Source organism: Aequorivita marina, assembly GCF_031631895.2.
Classification (GTDB): Bacteria; Bacteroidota; Bacteroidia; order Flavobacteriales; family Flavobacteriaceae; genus Aequorivita; species Aequorivita marina.
On the sequence record NZ_JAVMBW020000001.1, the window covers coordinates 489,366 to 515,088 of the forward strand.

Below are 25,723 nucleotides of genomic sequence, written 5' to 3' on the forward strand. Positions count from 1 at the left end.
AATTATATAAATCCATATTTTTTTGTCTAAATATTGTTATATACTCGTGCTTATCACAATTGGCTTTTTTACCCAAAGTGTTTTTGCACAATATGAAATTCCACCAAAACCGGCTACGGAAACTTCCGTTTACGATTATATAGACCTGCTTTCCCCATCGCAAAAATCTGCATTGGAAAACAAACTAATTCGCTACGCAGATTCTACTTCTACCCAGATTGTCTGTATTATCATTGGCTCAACAAATGGAGAGGACATCTCTATGCTTGGTGCACAATGGGGCCAGAAATGGGGAGTTGGTCAAAAAGGTGAAGACAATGGAATTTTAATTACGCTTGCCAAAAACGACCGAAAGGTTGATATAAATACCGGCTACGGCATTGAATACCGAATTACCGATTTAATGTCTGAACGAATCATAAACCGCATTATGATTCCCGAGTTTAAGAATGAAAATTATTATCTCGGCCTTGATAAAGGTAGCGATGCCATTTTTGCTGCCCTCAAAGGCGAATTTAAAGAGGATCGAGAATTTGGCACTAAGAAAAAGGCACCTATTCCATTTTTTATCATTTTCATCTTTATCATGATTATCATCGCCCTTATTAACAAAGGCGGTCGTGGCGGTAAAGGCGGCGGCGGAAGCTTGTTAGACATTATAGTGCTTAGTAGTCTTGGCCGTGGCGGCTTTGGCGGAGGCGGCGGAAGCTTTGGCGGTGGTGGAAGTTTCGGCGGCGGCGGCGGTGGCTTTGGCGGTGGCTTCGGTGGCGGTGGTTTTGGCGGTGGCGGTGCTTCTGGAGGATGGTAAGCTCCCGATCTCCAAATTGCGAACTTAAGCAGCGCTAAAATGAACCTTTTTACAAGGTCTCAACTTACCTGCCGAAGAAGGAAGTAGTTGTAGGGCAGAAATACAGATAAAGCAATGTTATTTAGAACGCTTACTGCCCATCTTTTCAAAAAACTCAAAGGCCCGGACAACAGAATATGGATGTTTTGAAATTTTCAACGGAAATGCGCAATGACCACCGTGATGCGGGGTTTCTAAGAATAAATAGTCGTGTTCCTTAGCAAGTGCTGTTGGGTGATCCTCTTCGCCTAAAATAGGATCGTCCCACGCATTAATAACTAGTACTGGCAACTTTATGCCATCGATAGAATAGACAGGAGAAGCTTTCTTATAATAATCTTCAAGACTATTAAAATCGCCGTGAACGGGAACTATAAACTGATTGACCACATCTTCAAAACTTTTCATGCTTATTGATGCTTCAGCTGGAACTACATCCGGAAATTGTTTGGCTTTATATTGAATCTTTGCTCTAATCTTTCGGATAAATCGGTTTAAATAAATTTTACTGATTCCGCCTTGAATTTTCTCAGCACTGGACTGCAACTGAAATGGCGCCGAAATAGCCACTGCCGCTTTTAGGGTATCATGTGCCTTTTTCCTACCCAAATAATTAAGTATTTGATCGCCACCCAATGAAAAGCCCACGAGAAAGATTTCTGAAAAACCTTCTTTTGCCACATGATATATTACAAACTCCAAATCTGCAATAGATGCATGATGATAAAGCTTTGGCAGCAGATTCATTTCACCTCCACAACTTCGGTTGTTCCAAGCAAATACAGAATAGCCTTTTTCTATAAAAAAGTTAGCGCAGGCATTGTTATAGTTTTTTCGGGAATTGCCCTCTAAACCATGACACAGGATTATTGCTTTTTTGGAATCTTGCAACACATAATCTAAGAGTAGGAAATCGCCATCGGGCAAATGCAACCGCTTTCGCTCATAGGCAGGAGCTTCCAACTTACGAATAATTCCCGCGTAAATAGTAGAAATGTGTCCGTTGTGGAAGATTAAATCAGTTTCGTAAGCCGAGTTTTTAATATAAGGCATTTTTAATACATTTAACTTGAAGCATGTTGCCAACTCCAAATGCTAAGATTCTTAAATCCTATGAGTCATTAAATTAGTAAAAAAAAATTACTTCTCTGGCAGTTTTAGGTTGATATCAGCTTTGGGAAACAGGCTTACTTCAAGGCTCAAAAAATATTGCGGAGTTCTCGCCAATATCCTCGTCTTTTTCGTAGTTTGCGCGGTTAATGCTATGAGATCATAATTATGGAAGCGACTACTGCCCCATCTTGGCAAAATAATTTTGTGCGATATGGATTTTATTTTACCGGATTGGTGTGTTTTGGGCTAGGAATTGCGGTGTCAGTTAAGGTTCAACATCTGGGGCTACACCCGTGGGATGTGCTAAACATCGCTTTATTTGAACATTTTGGCATAAGCATTGGTTTTTGGAGCATTATTATTGGCTTGATCCTTATTATAGTTACTTGGCTGGTTAACAAAAAATACATCAACATTGGCACCTTTCTTAACGCCTTGCTAATTGGCCCCATAATGGATTTCTTTCTTTGGCTGGACGTTTTGCCTACTGCAAGCAATACCTGGACCGATTATCTTCTTCTACTATTAGGCATTGTGCTTATTGGCATAGGCGGCGGACTCTATGTTTCTGGAGGAGTAGGTGCGGGCCCACGAGACGGGTTTATGCTTTCTATGTCTGAACGCACGGGATGGTCTGTACGGAAAGCCCGAATTGTTGTGGAAAGTGTGGTTTTGGTTATCGCGTTTTTACTGGGCGGCCCAGTGTTTTGGGTAACTTTTATTTATACGTTTATCCTGAGCCCGATCTTTCAGTTTTCGTTAAAATCCTTCAGTCAGTTGAAGTCACGCCTCACGTAAAAAGTTGAAACTTGTTTACCTGTTTTATACATATAGTTCTTTTGTGTCACTCACCTAAATGATGATCACATTCCTGTTTTGATTAATAAGCGTTTAAATCTTTATAATCTGGAAAGGCAAAAAAACTACTTCTTCCTAAAATAAACTGTTACTGGAACTCCCGTAAAATCAAAGTGCTCTCGCAATTTGTTTTCTATATAACGCTTATAAGGCTCTTTAACGTATTGTGGTAAATTACAGAAAAAGGCAAAGCTTGGATAAGGCGTTGGCAGCTGGGTACAAAACTTAATTTTTACGTACTTGCCCTTATATGCCGGAGGTGGATTGTTTTGAATAATCTGTAACATAACCTCGTTAAGCTCACTTGTTTTAACCCGCTTGCTTCGATTTTTATAAACTTCAACCGCGGTTTCAATAGCCTTATAAATACGTTGTTTGGTTAGAGTAGAAATAAATACAATAGGCACATCTACAAAAGGTTCGCATTGTTGCCTGATGTATTTTTCATAATCCTTTACACTACTGGTCTCTTTATCTGCTATTAAATCCCACTTGTTTGCAAGTATTACAATCCCCTTGTTGTTTCGCTGTGCTAACCAGAAAATATTTTCAACTTGCCCGTCAAAACCACGGGTGGCGTCAAAAACTAGTAGAATAACGTCGGAATGTTCAATGGCACGAACGCTTCGCATTACAGAGTAGAACTCTATATCTTCCCTTACCTTGCTTTTTTTCCGAATACCCGCTGTATCAACCAAGTTAAATTCAAAGCCAAACCGGTTATATTTGGTATCTATACTATCGCGTGTGGTTCCGGCAACATCGGTAACAATGTATCTATCTTCTCCAATTAGGGCATTGATAAAGGACGATTTCCCAGCATTGGGACGTCCCACAACGGCAAAGCGTGGCAACGTACTATTATCGTCTGGCTCATTATCAGGAAGTGCCTTTACAAGATCGTCCAAAAGATCTCCCGTTCCGCTACCGTTCATACCAGAAAGGGTGTATTGATGCTCAAAGCCAAGGGAGTAAAACTCCAATGCATCATTCATTCGCATTGCAGTATCAACCTTATTGATAGCCAAAAAGATAGGTTTAGTTGAACGTCTAAGCAGTTTTGCAACATCTTGATCCATTCCCGTAACGCCAGTTTCTACGTCTACCATAAAAATAATGGCATCTGCTTCGTCAATGGCAAGTTCTACCTGCTTATCGATTTCGGCTTCAAAAACATCATCACTTCCTTTCACATAACCTCCAGTGTCAATCAACGAAAACTCCTTTCCGTTCCAGTCACTTTTTCCGTAATGACGATCGCGGGTAACACCACTAACTGAATCTACAATGGCTTCACGACGTTGAATTAATCTATTAAAAAAAGTGGATTTTCCCACGTTCGGTCGTCCTACAACGGCAACAATGCTCATAATCTATAGTTTAGATGGTTCCCAAAATTTTATGGGCTGGGTGCAAAAATAGCTTTTAGTTGGCAGAAAAAATAGTAATTTAACCGCTTTAAACAACAAATACACCAATGCCCGTTTCCAATCAAATAGTTTTACGGCCTCGTTTTAAAATGGAACTAAACCATGAGCACAGCAATGTACTAGGTTTTTTTACAAGAGCAAAAATAGAACAAGATCGGTTTATAATCTCCTGTATTGACGATCATGTTTTTATAAAATTGCCGCATAAAGAACGACATTTTTGGTCGCCACAGCTCCATTTAGAAATAACCAAAAAAACAGACAATCAATGTTCGCTTCACGGTTTCTTTGGGCCAAACCCAACGGTCTGGACCCTATTTATGTTTTTACACGTTGCTGTTGGTATCCTGTTTATGGTCAACGCCATATGGATGTACACCCAGCATAGCTTAAACAACACCACAACGCTCCAAATTGGTATTGCTATTGGATTGGTTTTGGCTTGGGTTTTACTCTATTTTGCTGGAGCTGCAGGAAAAAAGAAAGGAAAATCTGGAATGCGGGATCTTTATGATTTTATGCTGGAAACTATTCCCTAAACATCGAATTGTAAGGACCAAATTCCAAATAGACCACAAACTTCAAAAATGCAGTAGATTTTGAAACTTAATTTTAGGTTTTTATTTGGTGATTAAGGTTTAGAATTTACCCAGTTGGATATTGCTGAAAACACTTTTGAAGCATTCTAAAAAGCTCGGGGTGTTTTCTTTTGAAAAGATCTGGCCGTTCAAAGAAATATTCTGAAGCAACTGCCAAAAACTCAACTTCACTCGTGCCGCCATATTCGCGAATATCAGATTTATTATCGTTGATAGCTTCTATTTCCTCGTGCATTAATTTTAACCAAGGTGTAATATATTGCTTTTCTAGAAGCCTTTCTGGCACACCATCTGCTTCGCCATCCATTTTATCTATCAAGTGTACAAACTCGTGGATTGAGGTGTTTCCCTTATCGGTTTCATTTTTAAAACCAAACCGAAGCGCTTTTCTAGAAAGTATCATTTGATTTTTAAACCTTCCTGAACCTACTAACCCAGCAATTACACGTTTTTCGCCATGAGATTCAAACTCGAGATTGCCATTAAAATTATCTGGATAGATAATAATGCCGCTAAGATTATTGTAATGCCATGCATCAAAACCGAAAACTGGAATTACGGCACTGGCAGCAATTAACACCCTATCCAGTTCCTCAACTTGAGTATCTACTGCTTCAATATAAACCTCGCTTAAAAACTTCATCATTCGCTCACGAAATCTTTTCTTATCCTCAGCAGATAGTTTACGGTAAAACAGCACATTATCAACTAAAAGTTTTTCCCAGTTCTTCGGAAATGGTGCTACAGGCGGCTTCTTATTTATTCTGAAAACGTAAAATCCAAATGCCAGCAGTGCAACAAACAGTAGCAGATAGATCATTGCTTGTTGTTATAACCAAACCGGCGCAGTTGTTTTTCGTCACTTCGCCAATTTTTATTGACTTTTACGTACAATTCTAGGTGAATTTGTTTTCCGAAGAATTTTTCCAAATCCTTTCTGGCCTCAACCCCTACCCGTTTTAAGGCAGCTCCCTTGTGGCCAATTATAATTCCTTTTTGCGTTTCACGCTCAACCATGATTATGCTTCGGATTCGGATAATATCTTCATCTTCAAAAAACTCTTCTGTATCAATTTCTACGGAATACGGAATTTCCTTTTTGTAGTGAACCAAGATTTTCTCACGAATGGCTTCGTTTACGAAAAAACGCTCCGGTTTATCGGTTAATTGATCTTTGGGATAAAATGCGGGCGATTCAGGCAGCAATTCAATAATACGGTTAAAAACTTCAGGAACACCAAAATTTTGAAGGGCCGAAATAGCAAATATTTCAGCATTCGGAACCTTTTTCTGCCAAAGTTCTAGCGCTTCAGAAAGCAGCTCTTCATTTCCTTTATCAATTTTATTAATAAGTAGTAAAACGGGAATTTCAGCATTGGTTATTTTATTAAAAAACGCTTCATCTTTTAAGTCCTTTTCACCCAGTTCAACTAAATAAAGTAAAACATCGGCATCTTCAAAAGCAGATTTTACAAAGTCCATCATGTTTTCCTGCAATTGATAGGCAGGTTTTATGATGCCTGGGGTATCGCTTAATAACACCTGAAAGTTATCTCCGTTCACGATACCGAGAATTCTATGTCTTGTGGTTTGGGCCTTAGAGGTAATTATTGAAAGTCGTTCGCCCACAAAGGCGTTCATCAATGTACTCTTCCCTACATTGGGGTTTCCAATAATATTTACGAAGCCAGCTTTGTGTTTTTCCATGGGTGTTTTTCAAATTGATAGTACAAAATTAAGGTTAATTTCGCCAAACAAGCTAATTTTCAAGGTTAATCGCTTTATTGAATTGGTTAATTTTGAGCAATCAATTTTGTATTTTTACACCATGTTATTTCCAAAGAAAAGAATAGAACTTGAGGAAGGCGATTACTACCTGACGCCAGAAGGCTATAAATGTTTTACGGAACAATACCACCTAAAGCGCGGTTATTGCTGCGAAAGTGGCTGCAGGCATTGCCCGTATGGGTTTGACCCTTCAACTTCGCTCAGGACAAAAAAGAAAACGGGAAAGCATCAATAATAACTTTGCTTTCTCTGCTCCTCAGCGGTAAAGCACCACCACAAAGGCACAGAGAACACAGAGGTAAACTTATAAACAACATGAACTTTAAACAACAAATACAGCAAGGTATTCCATCGGTTTTACCTGAAAAGAAACCTTACGATTCAAATATAAACCACGCTCCAAAGCGAAAAGAAATTCTTACTACTGAAGAAAAGGAGTTGGCATTGCGGAACGCCCTTCGTTATTTTGAACCAAAAGATCATGCCGTTCTTCTCCCTGAATTTAAGGAAGAGTTAGAAAACTACGGCCGTATTTATATGTATCGACTCCGTCCAGATTACAAAATGTATGCACGACCCCTTGATGAATATCCTGGCAAGTCAAACCAAGCGAAAGCCATAATGTTGATGATCCAAAACAACTTAGATTATGCAGTTGCACAGCATCCGCATGAACTTATTACTTACGGTGGAAATGGCGCTGTTTTTCAAAACTGGGCGCAGTATTTATTAACCATGAAGTACCTTTCCGAAATGACCGAGGAGCAAACCTTGGCCATGTACTCTGGGCACCCCATGGGTTTATTCCCTTCGCATAAAGACGCACCGAGAGTGGTTGTTACCAACGGGATGATGATTCCTAATTATTCGAGTCAAGACGATTGGGAAAAATTCAATGCCCTTGGCGTAACCCAGTATGGTCAAATGACGGCAGGAAGCTACATGTACATTGGCCCACAGGGAATTGTTCACGGAACAACAATTACAGTTCTAAATGGCTTTAGAAAAATTGAGAAAGAAACAAAGGGCGGCTTATTTTTAACTGCCGGTCTTGGCGGAATGAGTGGCGCACAACCAAAAGCTGGTAATATCGCTGGCTGCGTTACGGTTTGTGCCGAAGTAAACAAAAGAGCTACGGAAACCAGGCACAGTCAAGGATGGGTTGATGAAGTAATTTCAGATTTAGAAGAACTTTCAACACGAGTTAAAGAAGCCACCGCAAATAAAGAAACAGTGTCTATTGCTTATGACGGAAATGTGGTTGATGTTTGGGAAAAATTTGCAGAAGACAATATCAAAATAGATTTGGGAAGTGACCAGACCTCGCTTCACAACCCGTGGGCTGGTGGCTACTACCCAGTTGGATTGACGTATGAAGAAGCCAATGAAATGATGGCCAGCAATCCTGAACAATTTAAAAAAGAAGTCCAAAAAAGTTTACGTCGCCAAGTGGAGGCAATCAATAAACACACAGCCAAAGGCACCTACTTTTTCGATTATGGAAATGCTTTTCTTCTGGAGGCTTCAAGAGCTGGCGCTGATGTTCTTTCCGAAGAAAAAAATAAGGAATTCAAGTATCCATCTTATGTTCAAGATATTATGGGCCCTATGTGCTTTGATTTTGGTTTTGGACCTTTTCGCTGGGTTTGTGCTTCTGGAGCACCGGAAGATCTTCAAAAAACCGATGAAATTGCATGTGAAGTCTTAGAGGAATTGATGAAAAATTCGCCGCAAGAAATCCAGCAACAAATGCAAGATAATATTACGTGGATAAAAGGTGCCCAAGAAAATAAACTGGTTGTTGGCTCGCAAGCGCGTATTCTTTATGCAGACTCTGACGGACGGGTTCAGATTGCTTCGGCCTTTAACAAAGCTATTGCTGCAGGAAAAATTGGCCCAGTGATTTTAGGACGCGACCACCACGATGTTTCAGGTACGGATTCGCCTTATCGTGAAACCTCAAATATATACGACGGCAGCAGGTTTACAGCAGATATGGCCATTCAAAATGTAATTGGCGATAGCTTCCGCGGTGCAACTTGGGTAAGTATCCATAACGGCGGCGGCGTTGGCTGGGGCGAAGTGATAAATGGCGGTTTCGGAATGGTTCTTGATGGTACTACAGATGCACAACGACGTCTTGAAAATATGCTGTTCTGGGATGTAAATAATGGAATTGCTAGACGAAGCTGGGCACGGAACGACGAGGCTGTTTTCGCAATAAAACGCGCAATGCAAAACAATCCGCAGTTAAAGGTTACGCTTCCTAATTCCGTTGACGATAATTTATTTAAATAACAAATTTTTTAAACTCACCACAAATACACAAGATTTAAAAGTATTCGTGCATTCGTGGCAAAAAAACAGAACTATGAAAGCACTAAAATTTTTACCGCTATTGCTGGTTTTTGTATTCGCATCTTGCTCCACGGTTCGTGTGGCAACCGATTACGATAAGGAAGTAAATTTTAACCAGTATAACTCCTTCGCCTTTTTTAGACCAGGGATTGATAAAGCTCAAATAAACGACCTAGACAAAAAACGTATTCTTCGCGCTATAGACCATGAGTTAACAAAAAAAGGAATGTCAAAATCTGACAAACCCTCGCTTTTAGTTAGCATTTTTACTAAAGAACGTGAACGAGTAGATGTTTACAACAATAACTTTGGAATGGGCTGGGGCTGGAGTCCTTGGTATTATGGCAGTTATTATGGTGGTAACAGCGTTTCACGATCTACTGAAGGCACTCTTTTTATAGATTTAATAGACGCTAAAACCAACAATCTGGTATGGCAAGGAATGGGCAAAGCAGATCTAGTTACCAGTAATATGGAGCGTAAAGAAGAACGAATTAATGAAATTGTAATGGAAATTTTAGCGGAATATCCGCCGGGAAGCAAGAAAAAGTAACTTCCAAACACTTTTAACTAACAAAACCTTCTTCTGAAAAATCGTGCTGGATTCACAATTAATCTACACTAAAATCGACCTCAACCGATTTAACCATAAAAAGAAAAGGTATGAGAAAATTAAATGTAATACTACTAGTTTTACTAGCCAGTTTTGGAATGCAGGCCCAAGAACTAGTTACGGGTCAAGCTACTTTAACCAAACTGAAAGATGGCGTCTTCGAAATAAAAAAAGAAGATGGAACAACTAGAAAAATTGACATTAGGCCCAACGTTGAAACACATATTCAAGGCACACTAGCAGTGTTGTTTAAAGAGTGTGAAGAAACACGCCAAGCTGTTTTTAATCTACGGAAGATAACAGAGTCCAATTTAATACAGACTGTAAAAGACTACAACAACTGCAACTACACGGCTTTTGAACCCACGGAAAAGGAGGCTAAACAAGCCGCCAAATTTCAAGCTGACCAATATAAACTTTTTGCGAGTGTAGGCGCGTCTATAAACCAAATTAGTTTTTTTAACCTTGACAAGCATGAAAACTTGACCCAAGGTCAATTGAGTTTTGGTTTGGCTGCCTCTCCAGGTTTTATTGGGAGTTTACAGGGTAATCTATACCTTACCATTGAAGCAAATGTCGCGTTTTCTGGGGATAAAGATTTTAACAATTCTCCATTTACAACAAATTTTAAACAGAATTCTTATCGCGGTATTGTGGGTGCAGAATACCATTTTAACAAGAAAGGCGCCATCCAACCCTTAATTGGCATTGGCGCAGGCCTTGTTCAAGATCATTACAATGGCGCTTATCAGGGTTACAAAATAAAACAGACCCAAGGCAGTGCTTTCTGGGTTCCTAAAGCAGGTGTTCTTTATTCCTTGGATGATAAAAAGTCACTTGGTTTACTTGTAAGCTATATTCCCGAATATGAAAATGACCTTTCATTTGTAAGTGGTGAGGAAGAGATTCCTTTTATTATTAAAAACCAGTATCTCAATATAGGTTTATACTTGTATTTTTAGATAATTTCTATGCTATTTATTTAGTCGTAAAAAAAGCCTTCCTTTTAAAAGGAAGGCTTTTTTAAAGAATTAGAGGTAATTACTGCTTTATCAATTTTATTCCCTTCTTTACTCCTTCGTTTGTAGAAATATTCATAAAATAAATTCCTGAAGTCCAGTTTTCTGTGTTAATTTCAATTTGGTTTTCTCGGTTGAACTTGGCGTTAATTATCTGCTGTCCCAACACATTGTATATTGAAATTGCTTCCATAGATGAATTACTTTTTATAAGCATTTCATTTTTTATCGGGTTTACAAACGACACGTTGCTATCAGAAAAATAATCGATTCCAGCGGTATCATCCATTACATTTTGGGCATAAATCTTCATTCCATCACCTTTATCTTCGGAAAAAACAGCAACATTTTGCATATTCCCTTCTTTTGTAAAGCTAATCCGGTTCTTACTAGCAGAATAAGTGGCTACGGGGCGGGTTTCCTCTGCCCAAGCGAACTCTCCGTTCTGATCAAGATTTACGACACTTAAAGTTACTGGTGCTACGCCGTTATTTTCTCCTGCCAACATAACAAAAAGTGGCGTGCCATTTCTAAGACGAAGTGCTCCTGAATGTGATTTATTAGAACCAATGGAAAATACCTCCTTCGCATTCTCGGATAATTCTCGCGCACCAGAGTCCTTGTCAAATTTTTGGACATACTCACCTCGTTCACTCTGGTTTTCATTTCTATAGGTAGAAACGGCCCAGATATGCTGCGACCCAGATTCAAAAGCGATTTCAGTTTCCATTTCATAGTTCGTTTGGTTTACATCAAAATCGGAACCATTTATGCCCCAAGGTAAATTACCATCAGGATCTATTCGCTGTAAAAACGAATCGAAACGGAGTCCTTCAGCAGCAAAATACCCCATATAAACTACATCGCCATCCTGCACTCCTGGGTAAGATCGATTAAAAGCGGTAGCTCGATCTGCCAACTGAACGGGGTCTGCCCAAACCGCATTACCATCCATATCATAACGTTGCGCGTAAAGATTAGAATTGATACCAAAAAGCAAGGAGTGGAAAACAACTATATAGTCGCCATCAGAAAGCTCGAATAAATTTGCGGGTACTGTTGCGCTCCCGCCCTGTTCAATAGGCATGTCGGCATCCCAAATAGCATCACCGTTTTCATCAAATTTCTGCATTAGTCCGCCCGCCGATCCGAGCCATCCTACTATCGCATTACCATCAGAAAGAGGCAGAACGGTAACCACATTACCACTACCAACCTGAATTCCGCTGGTACCCCAGAGGTGGTTTCCGTCGATATCCATTTTGAACACGTAGGCAGGTTCTCCACCTCCTGTTCCGGTGGTCCCAATATAAAGATTATCAGATGCATCTACAGTGGCGGTCATGAGTACCGTAAATGAACTCATTGGCAATTGATCGCTTACCAGTATACCATCTTCTCCCAAAGTTTGGTTTCCATCGGCGTCCACAACCTGAAGGCGTAATTCAATGTTGGTTGGAGCGTCCACGTTTTTCCAAAATACAACATAGGTTTGTCCATCAGTGGTACCTCGTGCCATTACATCAAGCTCTCCCGACTCTGCAACGAGGGTATTTACAGCAGTATCACTCGTCCATTGAGCGCTGGCGCTGAACATTAATAAAAAACAGATAATTGTACTAATTTTTTTCATGATTTTGGGTTTTTAGTTTCGTTTCGTGTTTTGTTTTTGTTCTCCTCTTTGTCCAATTCCCGAATAATTTTTTTCAAAGCATTTTTCTTGTCAGAGTTATCATCCAACATTTTATCCAAATGCGATTTTTCTTTTGAAATTGATTTTTTATTCATAGCAAAGCATTGATTGTGGAAAACACTTCAAAAGTAAAACGTTAATATTTAAAGTCGTAATTTTCGTTCATATCAAAAACACTCACAACAAAAAGCTAACCATAGCATACCCACTCAACAAACCACAACACGCTGTATGTGAACCATTTATTTCAATAGAAAAAGCAGTAAAAACTTAATCAAAACTCGAAAGATAAGCAGACAAATCAGTTTGGGAATTAGTGATATTTAGTTTTTTACGCAATCTTGTTCGTGCATTCTCAATAGATTTTGGAGTTTGCCCCGTAATTTGCGCAATCTCTTTGGAGGTAAGGTTTAACTTCAAAAGAGCACATAAACGTTTTTCTCGTGGTGTAAGACCTGGATGATTTGTTAACAGGTTTTTATAAAAGGATTCATGAACCTGCTCAAAACGCAATTCAAACTCCTCCCAAATATCACTCGAGGTATTTCGTTTCAATCGCTTTGCAATATAATCAATGGCCTTTTGTGTTTCCTTTTTAGCCGCTTTAAGTTTGACCTCTTTTAGGTCTTTCAAAATATCCTCAATAATTTCTGTCCGATGCATTTCGATCATTGCCTTACCTACCAATTCTTTATTTTTTAGCTGCAGGTTAGCACTTAGTTCCTTTTGTTTCGCGGTAACCAATTGCTTTTCGAGCTTAGCACGTTTCAGTTTATTGTGATACCGATAGACAAGGCTTCCTAAAAATAGCAGTAGCGCTAGAAGCGCTAAGAAAAGGATATAATTATTGGCCCGTCGTTTACTATCTTCCAGTTCCCGTATTTTCTCTTTATTTTTGTACTCCTCCTCAATCAATAAGCGCTCTACATTTACTCTTTTGTCTTCTAAATTAAGGCTATCGGATATGGCGAGGTATTTCTCAAAATAACTTGAGGCACTCTCAAAATTTTCTTCATCGAGGTAGGATTTATATAGGAGCCCAACTGCTCTATATTGCTCAAAGCCAAAGGGAGCTATACTATCTAGAATTTTTACGGCCTTTCGCGCGTAAAAAGATGATGAGTCTATCTTATTTTCCTTTATATAGAATTCTGAAAGTTCATTATAGACCCAAGCCACATTTGAATTGTAAGCCGTGGTGTCTATCTCGTTTAGAGCTTGATTAAAATATTTTTTTGCGCAGGTTAAGTCATTCTTTTGTACATAGCACCTTCCTAAGTTAGTATAGAGAAAAACCCCTAAATTGTGGCTTTCATTTCCATTGGTCAGTTCCAATGACCGGTTGAAGTAATACAAGGACGAATCCAGGTTTTTATCCATCCACACCCGCCCCATATTGTTCAGAAGCGTAGCGCGAGTCGTCGAATCTTTTTTAGTTTCATCATACCGGTAGATTTTCTGAAAATAGTGCAGTGCATTTTCCTGATTTGCAGTACGTGCATAGGCAATTGCCAAGCTATTCTCAAGTTTATACCGGGCTTTACTAACAGGAAGTGATTCATAATACCCATAGGCCTTTATGTAATGCTCAAGCGAAATATCCAGCGCATCCTTAGCTTGATAGATTTCAGCAAGCCCTATATAATAATCGGCAATGACTTTATCAGAGCCAGACCTCAAAGCGTTTGTTTTTGCAACATCCATATACCCAAGCGATCTCTCCCAGTCTGTACTGGCCAATTGTGAAGCTATTTTAAGGCTCAACCTGGACTTTTCTATATTGGAGTTTGTTTGCGCCAAACTATCCAGCAATGCGGGAAGTTGTTCTTGAGCACTCGCCATCTGCAAAAAAAGCAAAATAAATATGATACGTAAAAACATATATAGGCCTTATATTACAACTGGTTGTAAATTTATTTAAATCCAGACAGTTTTTGAAACTTAGTATACCAATCTATAACATCTATTTTCCAAATAACTTTGACGCCAACTGCAGTCGTAAGTTTTTCCAAACTCATGCAGCATATTAATTTTATAATTTGTTAATGGAATCTACCACTTACGTTTAGGCTCTTACAAGAAAAAAACACAAATTCTAGGTAGCAGAGGGTAAATAATTCCCTATGTATAATCGAAGTTTTTCGAAAAAATTATCACTTCGCCAAAAGTTGTATTTTACTAGTTGAACTTAAGGGGTGAAAAATGAACATCCCAAAGTTTTACTTAATACCCTAAAACCTCCAAAATCTTATTTTTCACCTTTTCCGTAGAAGGAATCATGGCTTCTTCCAAAGTGGAATTAAGTGGAATGGCAGGCATGTTTTCTGATCCAATTAACATAACCGGAGCATCCAGTTGTTGGAAACACTCCTCTTGAATTCGTCCCTGAAGCCCTCTACTAAATCCGTTTTCGGAAGGTTCTTCGGTTACAACTAGGCATTTTCCACATTTTTTAACCGATTTAAAAACCGTTTCATAATCTAACGGATGCAAGGTTCTTAAATCTACAACTTCAATCTTGTCCTGCATTCCAAGTTCCTCGGAAGCATTCATAGCCCAATGTACGCCCATTCCATAGGTAATTATTGAAAGTGTTTCGGTATCATCTTGTTTCCAGACTTCCTGAAGCACCCAAGCTTTTCCAAAGGGTAAAATATAATCTTCTGCTGGCAGAACGGAAGTTGCGCCTTTTGTGCCCTTTACTTTACTCCAATAAAGACCTTTATGCTCAAATATAACAACGGGATTTGGATCGTAATAGGCCGCTTTTATCAGCCCTTTTAAGTCGGCTCCGTTACTGGGGTAGGCGATTTTTAGTCCGCGGATATTCGTTACCACACTTTCCACTGAAGAAGAATGATAAGGGCCACCGCTGCCATAAGCACCTATAGGAACCCGCAGTACCATTGACACCGGCCATTTTCCTTCAGAAAGATAACAACTTCGTGAAACTTCGGTAAAAAGCTGGTTAAGACCAGGCCAGATATAATCGGCAAATTGTACCTCAACAAAAGGTTTTAAACCTACGGCGCTCATTCCAACCGTGCTTCCAACGATAAATGCTTCTTGAATAGGTGTATTAAACACGCGATTGTCGCCAAATTTTTGGGCCAAGGTTGCTGCTTCACGAAAAACACCACCAAGTCTTCCACCCACATCCTGTCCATACAACAACGATTCAGGGTGTTTGCGCATAATTTCTTCAACTGCCGAAAGCGCGCAATCTACCATTACCACTTTCTCGGCTCCTTTTGGACTCCTTTCGCCAACTTCCTCGGTAATTTCAGTAGGTGCAAAATCATGCGTAAATAAATCCTCAGGTTTCGGATCTTCAGCATTCATCGCCTTGTTGAGCGCCTTTTGAATTTCGGTTTCAATTTCAGTTTCGATTTCATCTAGCTCTTTTTCCTCGAAACCATTACCAAGCAATAGTTTTCTAAGCTTTGGATATGGATCCCGCCTTTTAGCCTCATCCAGATCATCGCGATAAAACTCCATACGAACGCCAGAAGTGTGGTGATTCAATAAAGGAACTTTTGCATGTACTAAAAACGGCCTTCTTTCAGTTCGAATTTTAGAAATTACATCCTTTAGCGTATTGTAACTCTCTTCAAAATCAGTTCCGTCAATAGTTACTGCTTCCAGACCGTTAAAGCCTCTGGCATACTCATAGGCATCCTGAGCTCTGGTTTCTTCCGCATTGGCCGAAATATCCCAACCGTTATCCTGAACTAAATAAAGAATAGGCAGCTTTTTTAATACCGCCATTTGAAAGGCTTCGGCTACTTCACCCTCGGTAACGGAGGCATCGCCCAGACTGCAGACCACAATCGGAGCATTCCCACTGAGGCGAGAATCTTTAGAATGAACCGATGAATCATAATAATAACTCGGGTTCTTTACGTTCTTAGCTTCTGAATCTCTCGAAGGCTGACCTTCGTTAAAGAGATTATCACCTTCGCGGTAATGAAACCCCATTGCAACTCCCGTTGCAGGAATGGCTTGCATACCCGTAGCAGAGCTTTGGTGTGGTATTTTTGGTTTGTCCACATCATTTAAACTCGGATGCGAATAATACGTTCGCCCACCTGAAAATGGGTCATCTTTTTTGGCAAGAACTTGTAACATCAATTCATATGGGGTCATCCCAATGGACAACAAAATTGAATCATCCCGATAATACGGAAACACATAATCTTGCGGCAGAAGCTGCATTCCAGCAGCAATTTGTATTACTTCATGCCCACGCGAAGTTGCGTGTACGTATTTTGAAACGGTTTTAAAATTGGCTTCATAAATCTCGGTCATTGCCTTCGCAGTTACGAGGGTTTTAAAAGCTTTTTTTAATATATCTTTTTTAATTTTCATATCACTGTTTATCAATATTGAATGTCGGAGTAATCAAAAGTTATTAGTACTTCATAATTTGATATTTTACAATTCTGCGCTCGATATCCTTAATCCATTTACGATCCTGCAAGGTTTCAAAAACCTTGTAGGTATTATGAACTTATCCTGTAATTAAAACCTACAAGGAGGTTTTAATTTGCTGCCACAACCCGATCAACACCTTGCAGGAGAACAATCTCAAATTTTTCTACCAGAATCAAACTGCTCCATATAATCCCCAATTCTCCTTAAAAATGAACCTGCCAAATAACCATCTACTATTCTATGGTCAAAAGAAAGCGAGAGATACATCATATGTCTAATTTCAATTGTATCACCATCTTCACGCTCCATTACTTCAGCTCGTTTTTTAATAATCCCCGTTGCCAGAATTGCAGCTTCGGGTTGGTTGATAATTGGAGTTCCCATCAAACTTCCAAAGGTTCCAACATTACTTATGGTAAACGTGCTTCCACTGGTGTCGTCGCCTTTTAGTTTATTGTCACGAGCTTTTGCCACCAAATTGTTTGTGGTCTCCGCCAGCTCTTTTAAGTTCTTTTTATCTGCATTTTTTACAACTGGAACAATTAAGTTCCCCGAAGGAAGTGCCGTTGCCATCCCAATATTTATTTCTTCTTTTACGATTATATTTTTCCCATCCAACGAAGAGTTTATCATAGGAAAGTCGGCAATTGCCCTGGCAACACATTCAACAAACAGCGGAGTAAAGGTGAGTTTTTGATTGTATTTTTTCTGAAAAGCCACTTTATTGCTATTGCGCCAGTTTACCATATCGGTCAAATCTGCTTCCACGTAAGCAGTTACATGAGGCGAAGTGTGTTTAGAGAAAACCATGTGGTCAGAAATCATTTGACGCATCCGATCCATTTCCACGATTTTGCCTTTTCCTTTGTCAAATTTTAAATCGGGAACTTGAAACCCTGATGCTTCTGCAACAGGCTGCGCAAATTTGAATGGCCTCCCGTTTTCTATGTATTCTGAAACATCGCTTTTCCGTAAACGGCCGTCTTTTCCGGTTCCAGGAATTCGCGCAAGTTCCTCATAGCTAATGTGGTTTTTTTGCGCCATGGCATCTACTAATGGCGAAATAAATATATTTTCATTTACCTTAAATGCTTTTGAGGATGTCCCCTTTGCACCTGAGGGGGAAACTGATTTGATTGATGCACTTGAACTGCGCTTGGCAAGATTGGATTTTGAACTCTTCGCTGTTTTAGACGGTTTTGAATCTGGTTTTTTTGAACCCTCTTTTTCTGAAACTTCTAAGATTGCAACTACTTCTCCTATCGGTACCACATCACCATTGCTAAACTTATGCGCTACCATCTTTCCTGAAGCGGGTGCTGGCACTTCATTATCAACCTTGTCTGTTGCAACCTCCACAAGAACGTCGCCTTTTTCAAAGGAATCACCCTCCTTCACATGCCATTCAATGATTGTTCCTTCTGTTATACTCTCACCCATTTTGGGTAACTTAAACTCGGTTTCGTTCATAAAATATTATATCTATTAATGCCTATTTTAGTGGAATAACTCGTCTTAGCGAAAATACGCAATTATTTTGTGCTAAGGAAGGAGGTTAAGTTAATTCAAGCTCAATGATTTTGTTCTTAAAAAGAACATTATTTATATTTTTTTGTTCATAAAAAGAACAAAATAGTTGCATTCGGTAATTTAGATCGGTTATATATGAAACGAACGGCAAGAATTTTAACATCGGGGCAATACGAGAAACATTTTTTGCGAATCAAGTATCAAAAGACGAAACCGTACATTTAGCTGAAAAAGGTGGTTTTTTAGTGAATGGAAAAATTCTTTTCGAAATCAGCGGGAAATCGAAGTCTGGAAAGCAGCTTTCAGACAGTCAAAATGTCTTTATCGTCCGCGACCAGATTGAGTTTGGTACAGCAACGACAATTCCGTTATGGCTATTCGGGTTTTTGTACTAATGATTTATTCCTTTCCTTCCGAACGGAAATCATTAAGAGTTTTATAAAAATCTTCCTGTTTTGGTCGGTTTTTCGGTATTTCACGCAAAGGCTCCACTTCCCGTAGACTTTCATGGCAGTCGCCGGGCAATTGCTGATATAGTCGCGTACCGGCCGTTTTCCAGGCAATCATCTTATCAGAAATATCCTTGATGGCCTTCGCCGGATTACCAACAATCAGCTTCCTTCTTGGAAACTTTGTTTCAGCCTTAACGAAACTCATTGCACCTACGATACATTCATCGCCAATTTCGGCATCGTCCATTATCACGCTGTTCATACCAATCAAACAGTTTTTACCCAAATTTGCGCCGTGAATTATGGCACCATGCCCCACGTGCGCACTTTCCTTTAGCACAATGCTTTTCCCCGGAAACATATGGATGGTACAATTTTCCTGAACATTTACTCCATCTTCGAGAATAATCTCGCCCCAATCGCCACGAATAGCAGCGCCTGGCCCAATGTAGCAGTTTTTGCCAATAATGACATTACCAGTAACCGCCGCCAAGGGATGAACGAAGCTAGATTCATGGATTACTGGAATATGGTTTTTGAAACTGTAAATCACAATTTTTAGTGATGAGTGGTGAGACCGCTTTGCTTTGAGAGGTGAACTTGTCTATTTGTTTTTTAAGTGCCTTCGTAAGGATGAAATCATTTTACCAAGCTCAGTTAATCGTTTTCTGTTTTCTTCATCTGTTTCGAAAGTTATATAATTTCTTAATCTAGCTTTTGTAGAAGCGGCTACGCATTCGTGTGAACTGTCCCATGCCATTTTTAAATAACGATTAAAATTTATATCACTACTTCCAGAACCTTCTGCGATATTAAAAGCTATTGAATCTGCTGCTCGAATAAACTGTGATGATAATTTATAAATTTCGTGATTAGGAAAACCCTCTACTTGCTCATTCACAAACTCTCCAAAATCAATTGCCTTTTGATAAACTTGTAAATCTTCAAATTTAAAATAATAGTTACTTTTCATATTTATAAAAATAATAATTTCATCAATCCTTACTCAAAGAAAAGCCAGCTTTTCGACTCACCACTCACCACTCACCACTCACTCACTACCCACTACCCACTACTTTTTAAATCGCTTCAAGGTCTCCTTTGTAAATTCTGAAAGCACCAATCTTCCTGAAATTACGGCTCTTTCTGCCAACAGCTCATCCCAATCTTCCGTACCGTTCCAAAAGACTTTTTTCATCTCTTTCATAGCTTCGGGATTGTAATTGCATAAATTTTCAGCAAATTTCTGAACGGCTTCATCCAACTCCTCAGTTGATTCGTACACCTGATTGTACAAGCCTTTCTGCTTTGCCCATTCGGCATCATAAAAACTGTTAGCATCAATTGCTATTTGGCTAAAACCACTAGTGCCTAGTTTTCTTTCTACTGCTGGGCCCACAACAAAAGGACCGATACCAATGTTCAGTTCGCTCAATTTGATTGCCGCAAATTTAGTGGCCATACAGTAATCTGTTGCCGAAGCCACTCCTACTCCGCCGCCAACGGTCTTCCCTTGAATTCTTCCTATAATAAACTTGGGGCACTTACGCATTGCATTTATCACATTCGCAAAGCCGCTAAAAAAGACTTTTCCCGTTTCGGCGTCATTAATACTTATAAGCTCATTAAAACTAGCGCCGGCGCAAAAAGTTCTGTCTCCACCACTTTTTAGAACTATAACTTTTACATTTTTATCGTTACCAGTTTTTGTAATTGTACTGGCAAGATCTGCCAATACCGCTCCTGGCAAACTATTATGTGCCGGGTGAAAAAATTCAATGGTCGCGATTCCGTTTTCTGTGCTTTGTTTTACGTATGCTTCGTTCATATTCAATACTAATTCTAAGGTTTTTATTTTGGCGACAATTTATTCATTTTAATAGACTTTTCCCGTTGATTTAAACACTTTAACCACGCAGTTTACCAAAATATTGTATTTATGGCTAGATTCCAAACTTATAAATTGACCTATTATCGCTAAAAATTTATTTTCAACCCATTCTATCTTTCTAAAATGCCAAAACGCTTCTATCTTTGCCGCAAAAGAGCCACATGCTAAATAAAATTAAGATTGATTCGTTTGTGCTTGCTATTGTAATAAGTATCACACTGGCTTACTTTTTACCTCAACTGGGAGCTTCAGATAGCCCCGTGCCAATGCGTTTAATTACCAGTCTAGGAATTTCACTTATTTTCTTTTTCTATGGCCTGAACCTTAATTCTGAAGCGATAAAAAACGGACTTAAAAATTGGCGGCTCCATCTTACCGTACAGAGTTCAACCTTTATATTGTTTCCACTCTTAATTCTGCCTTTTTTCCCAGTGTTTAAAGACACCTCATACGAGCTTCTTTGGTTGGCATTTCTATTTATGGCAGCATTACCATCTACGGTATCTTCCTCTGTCGTTATGGTTTCAATGGCTAAAGGAAATTTACCAGCAGCTATCTTTAACGCTAGTATTTCTGGAATTATAGGCATTATTTTAACGCCATTGTGGATGATGCCATTTATAAAACAAACCACAGTGGCTTTTGATTTTTCAGCAATCTACGGACAATTGGCAACCGAAATTGTAATTCCGTTAATCCTCGGACTTTTACTTCGGAAATATCTAAGTAGTTGGGCACAAAAGCATAAAAGAGAATTGAGCCTTTTTGATAAGTTTATCATTCTTTTGATAATTTATAAAAGCTTTGTCCAGTCTTTTGAAGATAATATTTTTAGCAGTATCACCATACTTGAAATGCTTGCAATTGTAGCCGTAGTTTTAGTTTTATTCTTTATTGTTTATTCCCTTACGGGATGGTTTGGCAAATTGTTAAACTTTAATCACGCCGATAGGATTACAAATCAATTCTGCGGCACCAAAAAGTCTTTGGTTCATGGTACCGTTTTTTCAGAAGCACTCTTCGGGCAAACTAATATTATTGGAATTATTCTTCTTCCACTTATGCTTTATCACGCTTTCCAGATATTGATAATTAGTGTAATCGCTACAAAGAAAGGCAAGCAATCCGTTGAAGGGAATAAAACAACATGATTACAATAAAATCTATATCTATCTAGGTGCGTTATGTGGCTAAAGCCTCAAGTGCACAATCATTTACCGTTGGCTGAAGCCAACGGCAATTCTAGTCTGAATACTCGAGGCAAGTTCAAGTAAACAACGTCAAGGCTACAATATTACCGTCTGCTTTAGCTGACGGTCAACAAACTTGCGCAAGAGCGTGGCTTTAGCCACATTACCCCTGTCAATTTCGTTACGGATAAATCAAATTAACCCAAACTGCTCAAAATGATGGCTCAAATGTTCTCGCTCCGTTGGCAGAAGCCAACGGCAATTCCAGCCCTCCCATAGCAATATCCTAATCAAAACGTCCTAACAACAAATTAATAGTATTACCGTCTGCTTTAGCTGACGGTCAACAAACTTGCGCGAGAACCTGGTTTTAGCCACATTTAAACTTTGATTAGAAGGAAATTCAACAAAACGAAACAAATTAGACACTGTTATTAAAATAAAAACACATCAATTAATTTTAATTCCCTTATCTTCAACCCTATAACCTTAAAAACCTAATATGAGCTGGGTAAGGATTTGGGTACATTTGGTCTTTTCGACTAAAAACAGAAAGGCATTTCTCGCAACTTTGGATATTCGAGAGCAAATGTTTCTTCATATAGCTGAAAACGCCAAGAAAAAAGACATCTGGATGGATTGCGTGGGCGGCTATAGCAATCACGTGCATTGCCTGATTTCCTTAGGAAAAAATCAATGCATTAGCCAGGTTGGACAACTCATTAAAGGTGAAAGTTCAAACTGGCTCAATAAGCAAAATCTAATAAAGTCGCATTTTCAATGGCAAGATGATTATTGGGCTGTTAGTGTAAGCGAAAGTCACCTTGACGCACTCAGGAAATATATTTCAAGCCAAGAAATGCATCATAAAAAAAAGACTTTCTCTGAGGAAATTGATCTTTTTATGAAAAAATATAATTGGACAGTGATAAAAGGATAGTTTAAGCATTTATGTAAACAAGAAAATGGGGCTAAAGCTCAGGGCTTAACTGATCTCTTTTTCCGTTGGCTGAAGCCAACGGCAATTCTAGCCCTCCTAAAGCAATATTCTAATCAAAACGTCCTAACAACAAATTAATAGTATTACCGTCTGCTTTAGCTGACGGTAATCAAGTTTGCGCGAGAGCGTGGCCTTAGCAGCATGCAACCCAAACTAAAAGAAACCCAACAGGAAAAATCGAATTTTTAAACTTCATACACAAAGATTAACTGTATGTGGCTAAAGCCTTATGTGCACAATCATTTACCGTTGGCTGAAGCCAACGGCAATTCTAGTCTGAATACTCGAGGCAAGTTCAAGTAAACAACGTCAAGGCTACAATATTACCGTCTGCTTTAGCTGACGGTCAACAAACCTGCGCAAGAACGTGGCTTTAGCCACATTATCCCTATAACTTTCGTTACGTATAAATTAAATTAATCCAAACTGCTCAAAATGATGATTCAGATGTTTTCGCTCCATTAAATACCACTCATATTTATTCAATTCACCAAAAACCATATTTTGTAATTTAGCTTCTGGGCTCTCTTTGAAGTAATTCAAATAAGCTTCACGCGCCTTCAAAAACTTTTCTTTAGCCGTATCCAAATCTGGATGTTTTAAAGTATCCAACTTCCCTTTTTCGAGTTCTGGAAACTGAGAATTGTGCGGAAACTTCTCATAATTGTATAAACTAGCATGAACCTTTTCTAAAATCTTTTCTGGAGTGGCAATATCAAAATCCTGAATTTCTCCTGAAGCAATTTTATAGGTGTATTCCAAATGTTCCAACATGTGCTGTGGCGTCATAATGCCCCATTTTGGCGAAGTATTTTCAGTTAACTTATTTAAAGCCTCCTGAATACTTTCGTCGGTCATTTCAACAAAAACCGCTTGCTTTTTTTGAACCATTGTAAGGATTGTGGCGATGGCAACCAACTCATCCTCTTGGTCAAACACTTCTACAAACCATTTTACGATTCCGCTGGGATGCTCTGCCGAAGCCACATCGCGATCTACTTTTTGCTTACATGTCAATCGTACATAAACGGTATCGTTATGATAAAGTGGACGCAAAAAACGACATTCCTCCAAACCGTAATTTGCTGCTACCGGACCCTTATTAGGATAAACGAACAATCCTGCTGCTGCTGCAATAATAAAGTAGCCGTGGGCGGTTCGTTTTTCAAAAATACTTCCGTCAAGAGAAGTAATATCGGTATGTGCGTAAAAATGATCCCAAGTTAGATTTGCAAAACTGATAATATCTGAATCTGTAAGTGTTCGTTTGTGGGTTTTTAGCGACATTCCCGGTTCAATATCCTCCCAATGATAGGCAAATGGGTGCTTATCGGCTTCCTTATATTTTGAATTGGCTTGATAAATGCCAGTAATTTCGGTTAAAGTTGTTGGCGAACCTTGAATTGCGGTACGCTGCAAATAATGTTTTATACCACGCATTCCGCCCATTTCTTCACCTCCACCGGCACGTCCAGGACCACCGTGCACCAAGCTTGGAAGCGGAGAGCCATGACCGGTACTTTCTTTTGCACTTTCGCGGTTTAGCACTAAGATTCGTCCGTGATGAGAAGCTGCATTAACAACGTATTCTTTCGCAATTTTATCGTCATTTGTAGCAATGGAAGAAACCAAGGAGCCTTTCCCCATTTGCGCTAAAGTAATGGCTTCGTCTAAATTCTTATACGGCATAATCGTGCTCACGGGACCAAAAGCTTCGGTTTCGTGAACGGCTAGGTTTTTAAACGGATTGTCCTCGCGAAGTAAAATCGGGGCCAAGAAAGCACCTTTTTTAGCATCGGCACCTATTACATCAATTTTATCTAAATCTCCGTAAACAATACTTGCAGTTTTAGACAGCTCTTGAACGCGTTCCCTAACTTCCTGAACCTGATCTCTACTCACCAGCGAGCCCATGCGCACTTCCTTTAAGCGCGGATCGCCGATGGTTACTTTTGAAAGTGCTTTTCCGAGGGCTATCTGAACGTCTTCAACTAGATTTTCTGGCACTATTACACGGCGAATGGCAGTACATTTCTGTCCGCATTTTACGGTCATTTCATTTCTTACTTCCTTAATAAAAAGGTCGAATTCGGGTGTTCCGGGGACAGCATCTTCCCCTAAAACGGAAGCGTTCAAAGAATCTGCCTCCATGGTAAATGGCACGGCTTCCTCTATAATTCTGTTGTGGGCTTTAAGCATTCTACCAGTTGTTGCCGAACCGGTGAACGTAACCACGTCTTGCGATTCTACACTGTCCAGGATGGTTCTGGCAGAGCCTGAAATAAGTTGAAGTGCGCCTTCGGGCAAAATCCCAGAAGCGATTATTTCACGAACCACGGCTTCGGTCAAAAACGAAGTATTTGTTGCAGGTTTTACAACAGCCGGCACTCCAGCCATCCAATTTACCGCACACTTTTCCAGCATTCCCCAAACAGGGAAATTGAAGGCATTGATATGAACTGCAACCCCCCGCTTTGGCACCATAATATGATGCGCCATAAAACGACCGCCACGAGACAAATCAATTGGATCGCCCTCTACGTGATAGGATTGGTTCGGAAATAATTTTCGAAGGGAAGCATTGGCAAATAAATTCCCGATACCTCCTTCAATATCGATCCAGCTATCTACTTTGGTTGCCCCAGTTCTGTAGCTGACTTCGTAAAAATCGGCTTTCTTTTTCAACAAGTGGAAAGCGAGTTTTTTCAGCATATTTCCACGTTCTTGGAATGTCATTTTCCGAAGTGTTTCGCCTTTAGACCTTCCATACTGAAGTATTTCGGCAAAATCCAATCCTTTTGTATCTGAAAGAGCAATGACTTCTCCCGTTATGGCATCGTGCATAGGCACTCCTTCGCCACTTCCGGTTATCCATTGTCCTGTAATGTAGTTGTGTAGTTTTTTCATT

General features: G+C 39.4%; 22 protein-coding genes. 9 read left to right on the forward strand and 13 right to left on the reverse strand.

The genetic code is table 11. The features are described from left to right. Positions 1 to 22 precede the first annotated feature (22 nt). Positions 23 to 808: a TPM domain-containing protein gene (locus tag QPK98_RS02230; RefSeq protein ID WP_310991372.1), complete on the forward strand. Its 786-nt coding sequence runs from the start codon at positions 23 to 25 to the stop codon at positions 806 to 808. Between the two features lie 117 nt (positions 809 to 925). On the opposite strand, the gene QPK98_RS02235 is transcribed toward QPK98_RS02230, so the two are convergent. Beyond that, positions 926 to 1,900, reverse strand: coding sequence for a YheT family hydrolase (locus tag QPK98_RS02235; protein ID WP_310991373.1), 975 nt, complete (start codon positions 1,898 to 1,900; stop codon positions 926 to 928). Between the two features lie 225 nt (positions 1,901 to 2,125). Here QPK98_RS02235 and QPK98_RS02240 point away from each other — a divergent pair, with 225 nt between their 5' ends. Beyond that, positions 2,126 to 2,758 carry a YczE/YyaS/YitT family protein gene (locus QPK98_RS02240; protein WP_310991374.1) on the forward strand — a complete coding sequence of 211 codons (633 nt, stop codon included), beginning with the start codon at positions 2,126 to 2,128 and terminating at the stop codon, positions 2,756 to 2,758. 125 nt (positions 2,759 to 2,883) lie between these two features. Here QPK98_RS02240 and der read toward each other — a convergent pair whose 3' ends face one another. Further along, positions 2,884 to 4,191 carry a ribosome biogenesis GTPase Der gene (gene der / locus QPK98_RS02245; protein WP_310991734.1) on the reverse strand — a complete coding sequence of 436 codons (1,308 nt, stop codon included), beginning with the start codon at positions 4,189 to 4,191 and terminating at the stop codon, positions 2,884 to 2,886. Between the two features lie 146 nt (positions 4,192 to 4,337). On the opposite strand from der, the gene QPK98_RS02250 reads away from it, so the two are divergent. Next, positions 4,338 to 4,787: a GTP-binding protein gene (locus tag QPK98_RS02250; protein ID WP_310991375.1), complete on the forward strand. Its 450-nt coding sequence runs from the start codon at positions 4,338 to 4,340 to the stop codon at positions 4,785 to 4,787. 106 nt (positions 4,788 to 4,893) lie between these two features. Here QPK98_RS02250 and QPK98_RS02255 read toward each other — a convergent pair whose 3' ends face one another. After that, entirely contained in the window at positions 4,894 to 5,667 is a 774-nt protein-coding gene (locus QPK98_RS02255; RefSeq protein ID WP_310991376.1) for a M90 family metallopeptidase, read from the reverse strand. Next, positions 5,664 to 6,554 (reverse strand): GTPase Era, encoded by an 891-nt coding sequence (gene era / locus QPK98_RS02260; protein ID WP_310991377.1) that lies wholly within the window; start codon positions 6,552 to 6,554, stop codon positions 5,664 to 5,666. Before era ends, QPK98_RS02255 begins: the two co-directional genes overlap by 4 nt. 121 nt (positions 6,555 to 6,675) lie before the next feature. Between era and QPK98_RS02265 the strand changes: the two genes are divergently transcribed. The 4 genes from QPK98_RS02265 to QPK98_RS02280 all read left to right on the forward strand — a co-directional run bounded on the left by QPK98_RS02265 (position 6,676) and on the right by QPK98_RS02280 (position 10,568). Continuing rightward, positions 6,676 to 6,870 carry a C1orf53 family protein gene (locus QPK98_RS02265; protein ID WP_310991378.1) on the forward strand — a complete coding sequence of 65 codons (195 nt, stop codon included), beginning with the start codon at positions 6,676 to 6,678 and terminating at the stop codon, positions 6,868 to 6,870. Between the two features lie 80 nt (positions 6,871 to 6,950). Beyond that, positions 6,951 to 8,933, forward strand: coding sequence for a urocanate hydratase (gene hutU / locus QPK98_RS02270; protein ID WP_310991379.1), 1,983 nt, complete (start codon positions 6,951 to 6,953; stop codon positions 8,931 to 8,933). A gap of 73 nt (positions 8,934 to 9,006) precedes the next feature. Further along, positions 9,007 to 9,546, forward strand: coding sequence for a DUF4136 domain-containing protein (locus tag QPK98_RS02275; RefSeq protein ID WP_310991380.1), 540 nt, complete (start codon positions 9,007 to 9,009; stop codon positions 9,544 to 9,546). A 110-nt stretch (positions 9,547 to 9,656) separates the two neighbouring features. Then, positions 9,657 to 10,568 carry a hypothetical protein gene (locus tag QPK98_RS02280; RefSeq protein WP_310991381.1) on the forward strand — a complete coding sequence of 304 codons (912 nt, stop codon included), beginning with the start codon at positions 9,657 to 9,659 and terminating at the stop codon, positions 10,566 to 10,568. A 79-nt stretch (positions 10,569 to 10,647) separates the two neighbouring features. On the opposite strand, the gene QPK98_RS02285 is transcribed toward QPK98_RS02280, so the two are convergent. The 8 genes from QPK98_RS02285 to QPK98_RS02320 form a co-directional block, all read right to left on the reverse strand. Beyond that, positions 10,648 to 12,258 carry a T9SS type A sorting domain-containing protein gene (locus tag QPK98_RS02285; protein ID WP_310991382.1) on the reverse strand — a complete coding sequence of 537 codons (1,611 nt, stop codon included), beginning with the start codon at positions 12,256 to 12,258 and terminating at the stop codon, positions 10,648 to 10,650. Further along, positions 12,255 to 12,413 carry a hypothetical protein gene (locus QPK98_RS02290; protein ID WP_310991383.1) on the reverse strand — a complete coding sequence of 53 codons (159 nt, stop codon included), beginning with the start codon at positions 12,411 to 12,413 and terminating at the stop codon, positions 12,255 to 12,257. The genes QPK98_RS02285 and QPK98_RS02290 overlap by 4 nt, the downstream gene beginning before the upstream one ends. 175 nt (positions 12,414 to 12,588) lie before the next feature. After that, on the reverse strand, positions 12,589 to 14,199 hold the full coding sequence (locus QPK98_RS02295; protein ID WP_310991384.1) for a tetratricopeptide repeat protein: 1,611 nt from the start codon (positions 14,197 to 14,199) through the stop codon (positions 12,589 to 12,591). A gap of 342 nt (positions 14,200 to 14,541) precedes the next feature. Further along, entirely contained in the window at positions 14,542 to 16,686 is a 2,145-nt protein-coding gene (locus QPK98_RS02300) for an alpha-ketoacid dehydrogenase subunit alpha/beta (protein WP_310991385.1), read from the reverse strand. A gap of 219 nt (positions 16,687 to 16,905) precedes the next feature. Further along, on the reverse strand, positions 16,906 to 18,222 hold the full coding sequence (locus QPK98_RS02305) for a dihydrolipoamide acetyltransferase family protein (RefSeq protein ID WP_310991386.1): 1,317 nt from the start codon (positions 18,220 to 18,222) through the stop codon (positions 16,906 to 16,908). 459 nt (positions 18,223 to 18,681) lie between these two features. Then, entirely contained in the window at positions 18,682 to 19,287 is a 606-nt protein-coding gene (locus QPK98_RS02310) for an acyltransferase (protein WP_310991387.1), read from the reverse strand. Positions 19,288 to 19,338: 51 nt separating this feature from the next. After that, positions 19,339 to 19,707 carry a four helix bundle protein gene (locus QPK98_RS02315; protein ID WP_310991388.1) on the reverse strand — a complete coding sequence of 123 codons (369 nt, stop codon included), beginning with the start codon at positions 19,705 to 19,707 and terminating at the stop codon, positions 19,339 to 19,341. Between the two features lie 99 nt (positions 19,708 to 19,806). Beyond that, positions 19,807 to 20,562 (reverse strand): enoyl-CoA hydratase/isomerase family protein, encoded by a 756-nt coding sequence (locus QPK98_RS02320; RefSeq protein WP_310991389.1) that lies wholly within the window; start codon positions 20,560 to 20,562, stop codon positions 19,807 to 19,809. A gap of 224 nt (positions 20,563 to 20,786) precedes the next feature. Between QPK98_RS02320 and QPK98_RS02325 the strand changes: the two genes are divergently transcribed. Together QPK98_RS02325 and QPK98_RS02330 are read left to right on the forward strand one after the other, a co-directional pair. Beyond that, positions 20,787 to 21,776, forward strand: a complete 990-nt coding sequence (locus QPK98_RS02325; protein WP_310991390.1) for a bile acid:sodium symporter family protein — start codon at positions 20,787 to 20,789, stop codon at positions 21,774 to 21,776. A 541-nt stretch (positions 21,777 to 22,317) separates the two neighbouring features. Next, a complete protein-coding gene (locus tag QPK98_RS02330; protein ID WP_310991391.1) occupies positions 22,318 to 22,755 on the forward strand; it encodes a transposase in 438 nt (145 codons plus the stop codon). 471 nt (positions 22,756 to 23,226) lie between these two features. On the opposite strand, the gene paaZ is transcribed toward QPK98_RS02330, so the two are convergent. Then, positions 23,227 to 25,722: a phenylacetic acid degradation bifunctional protein PaaZ gene (gene paaZ / locus QPK98_RS02335; RefSeq protein ID WP_310991392.1), complete on the reverse strand. Its 2,496-nt coding sequence runs from the start codon at positions 25,720 to 25,722 to the stop codon at positions 23,227 to 23,229. Position 25,723: the final 1 nt, after the last annotated feature.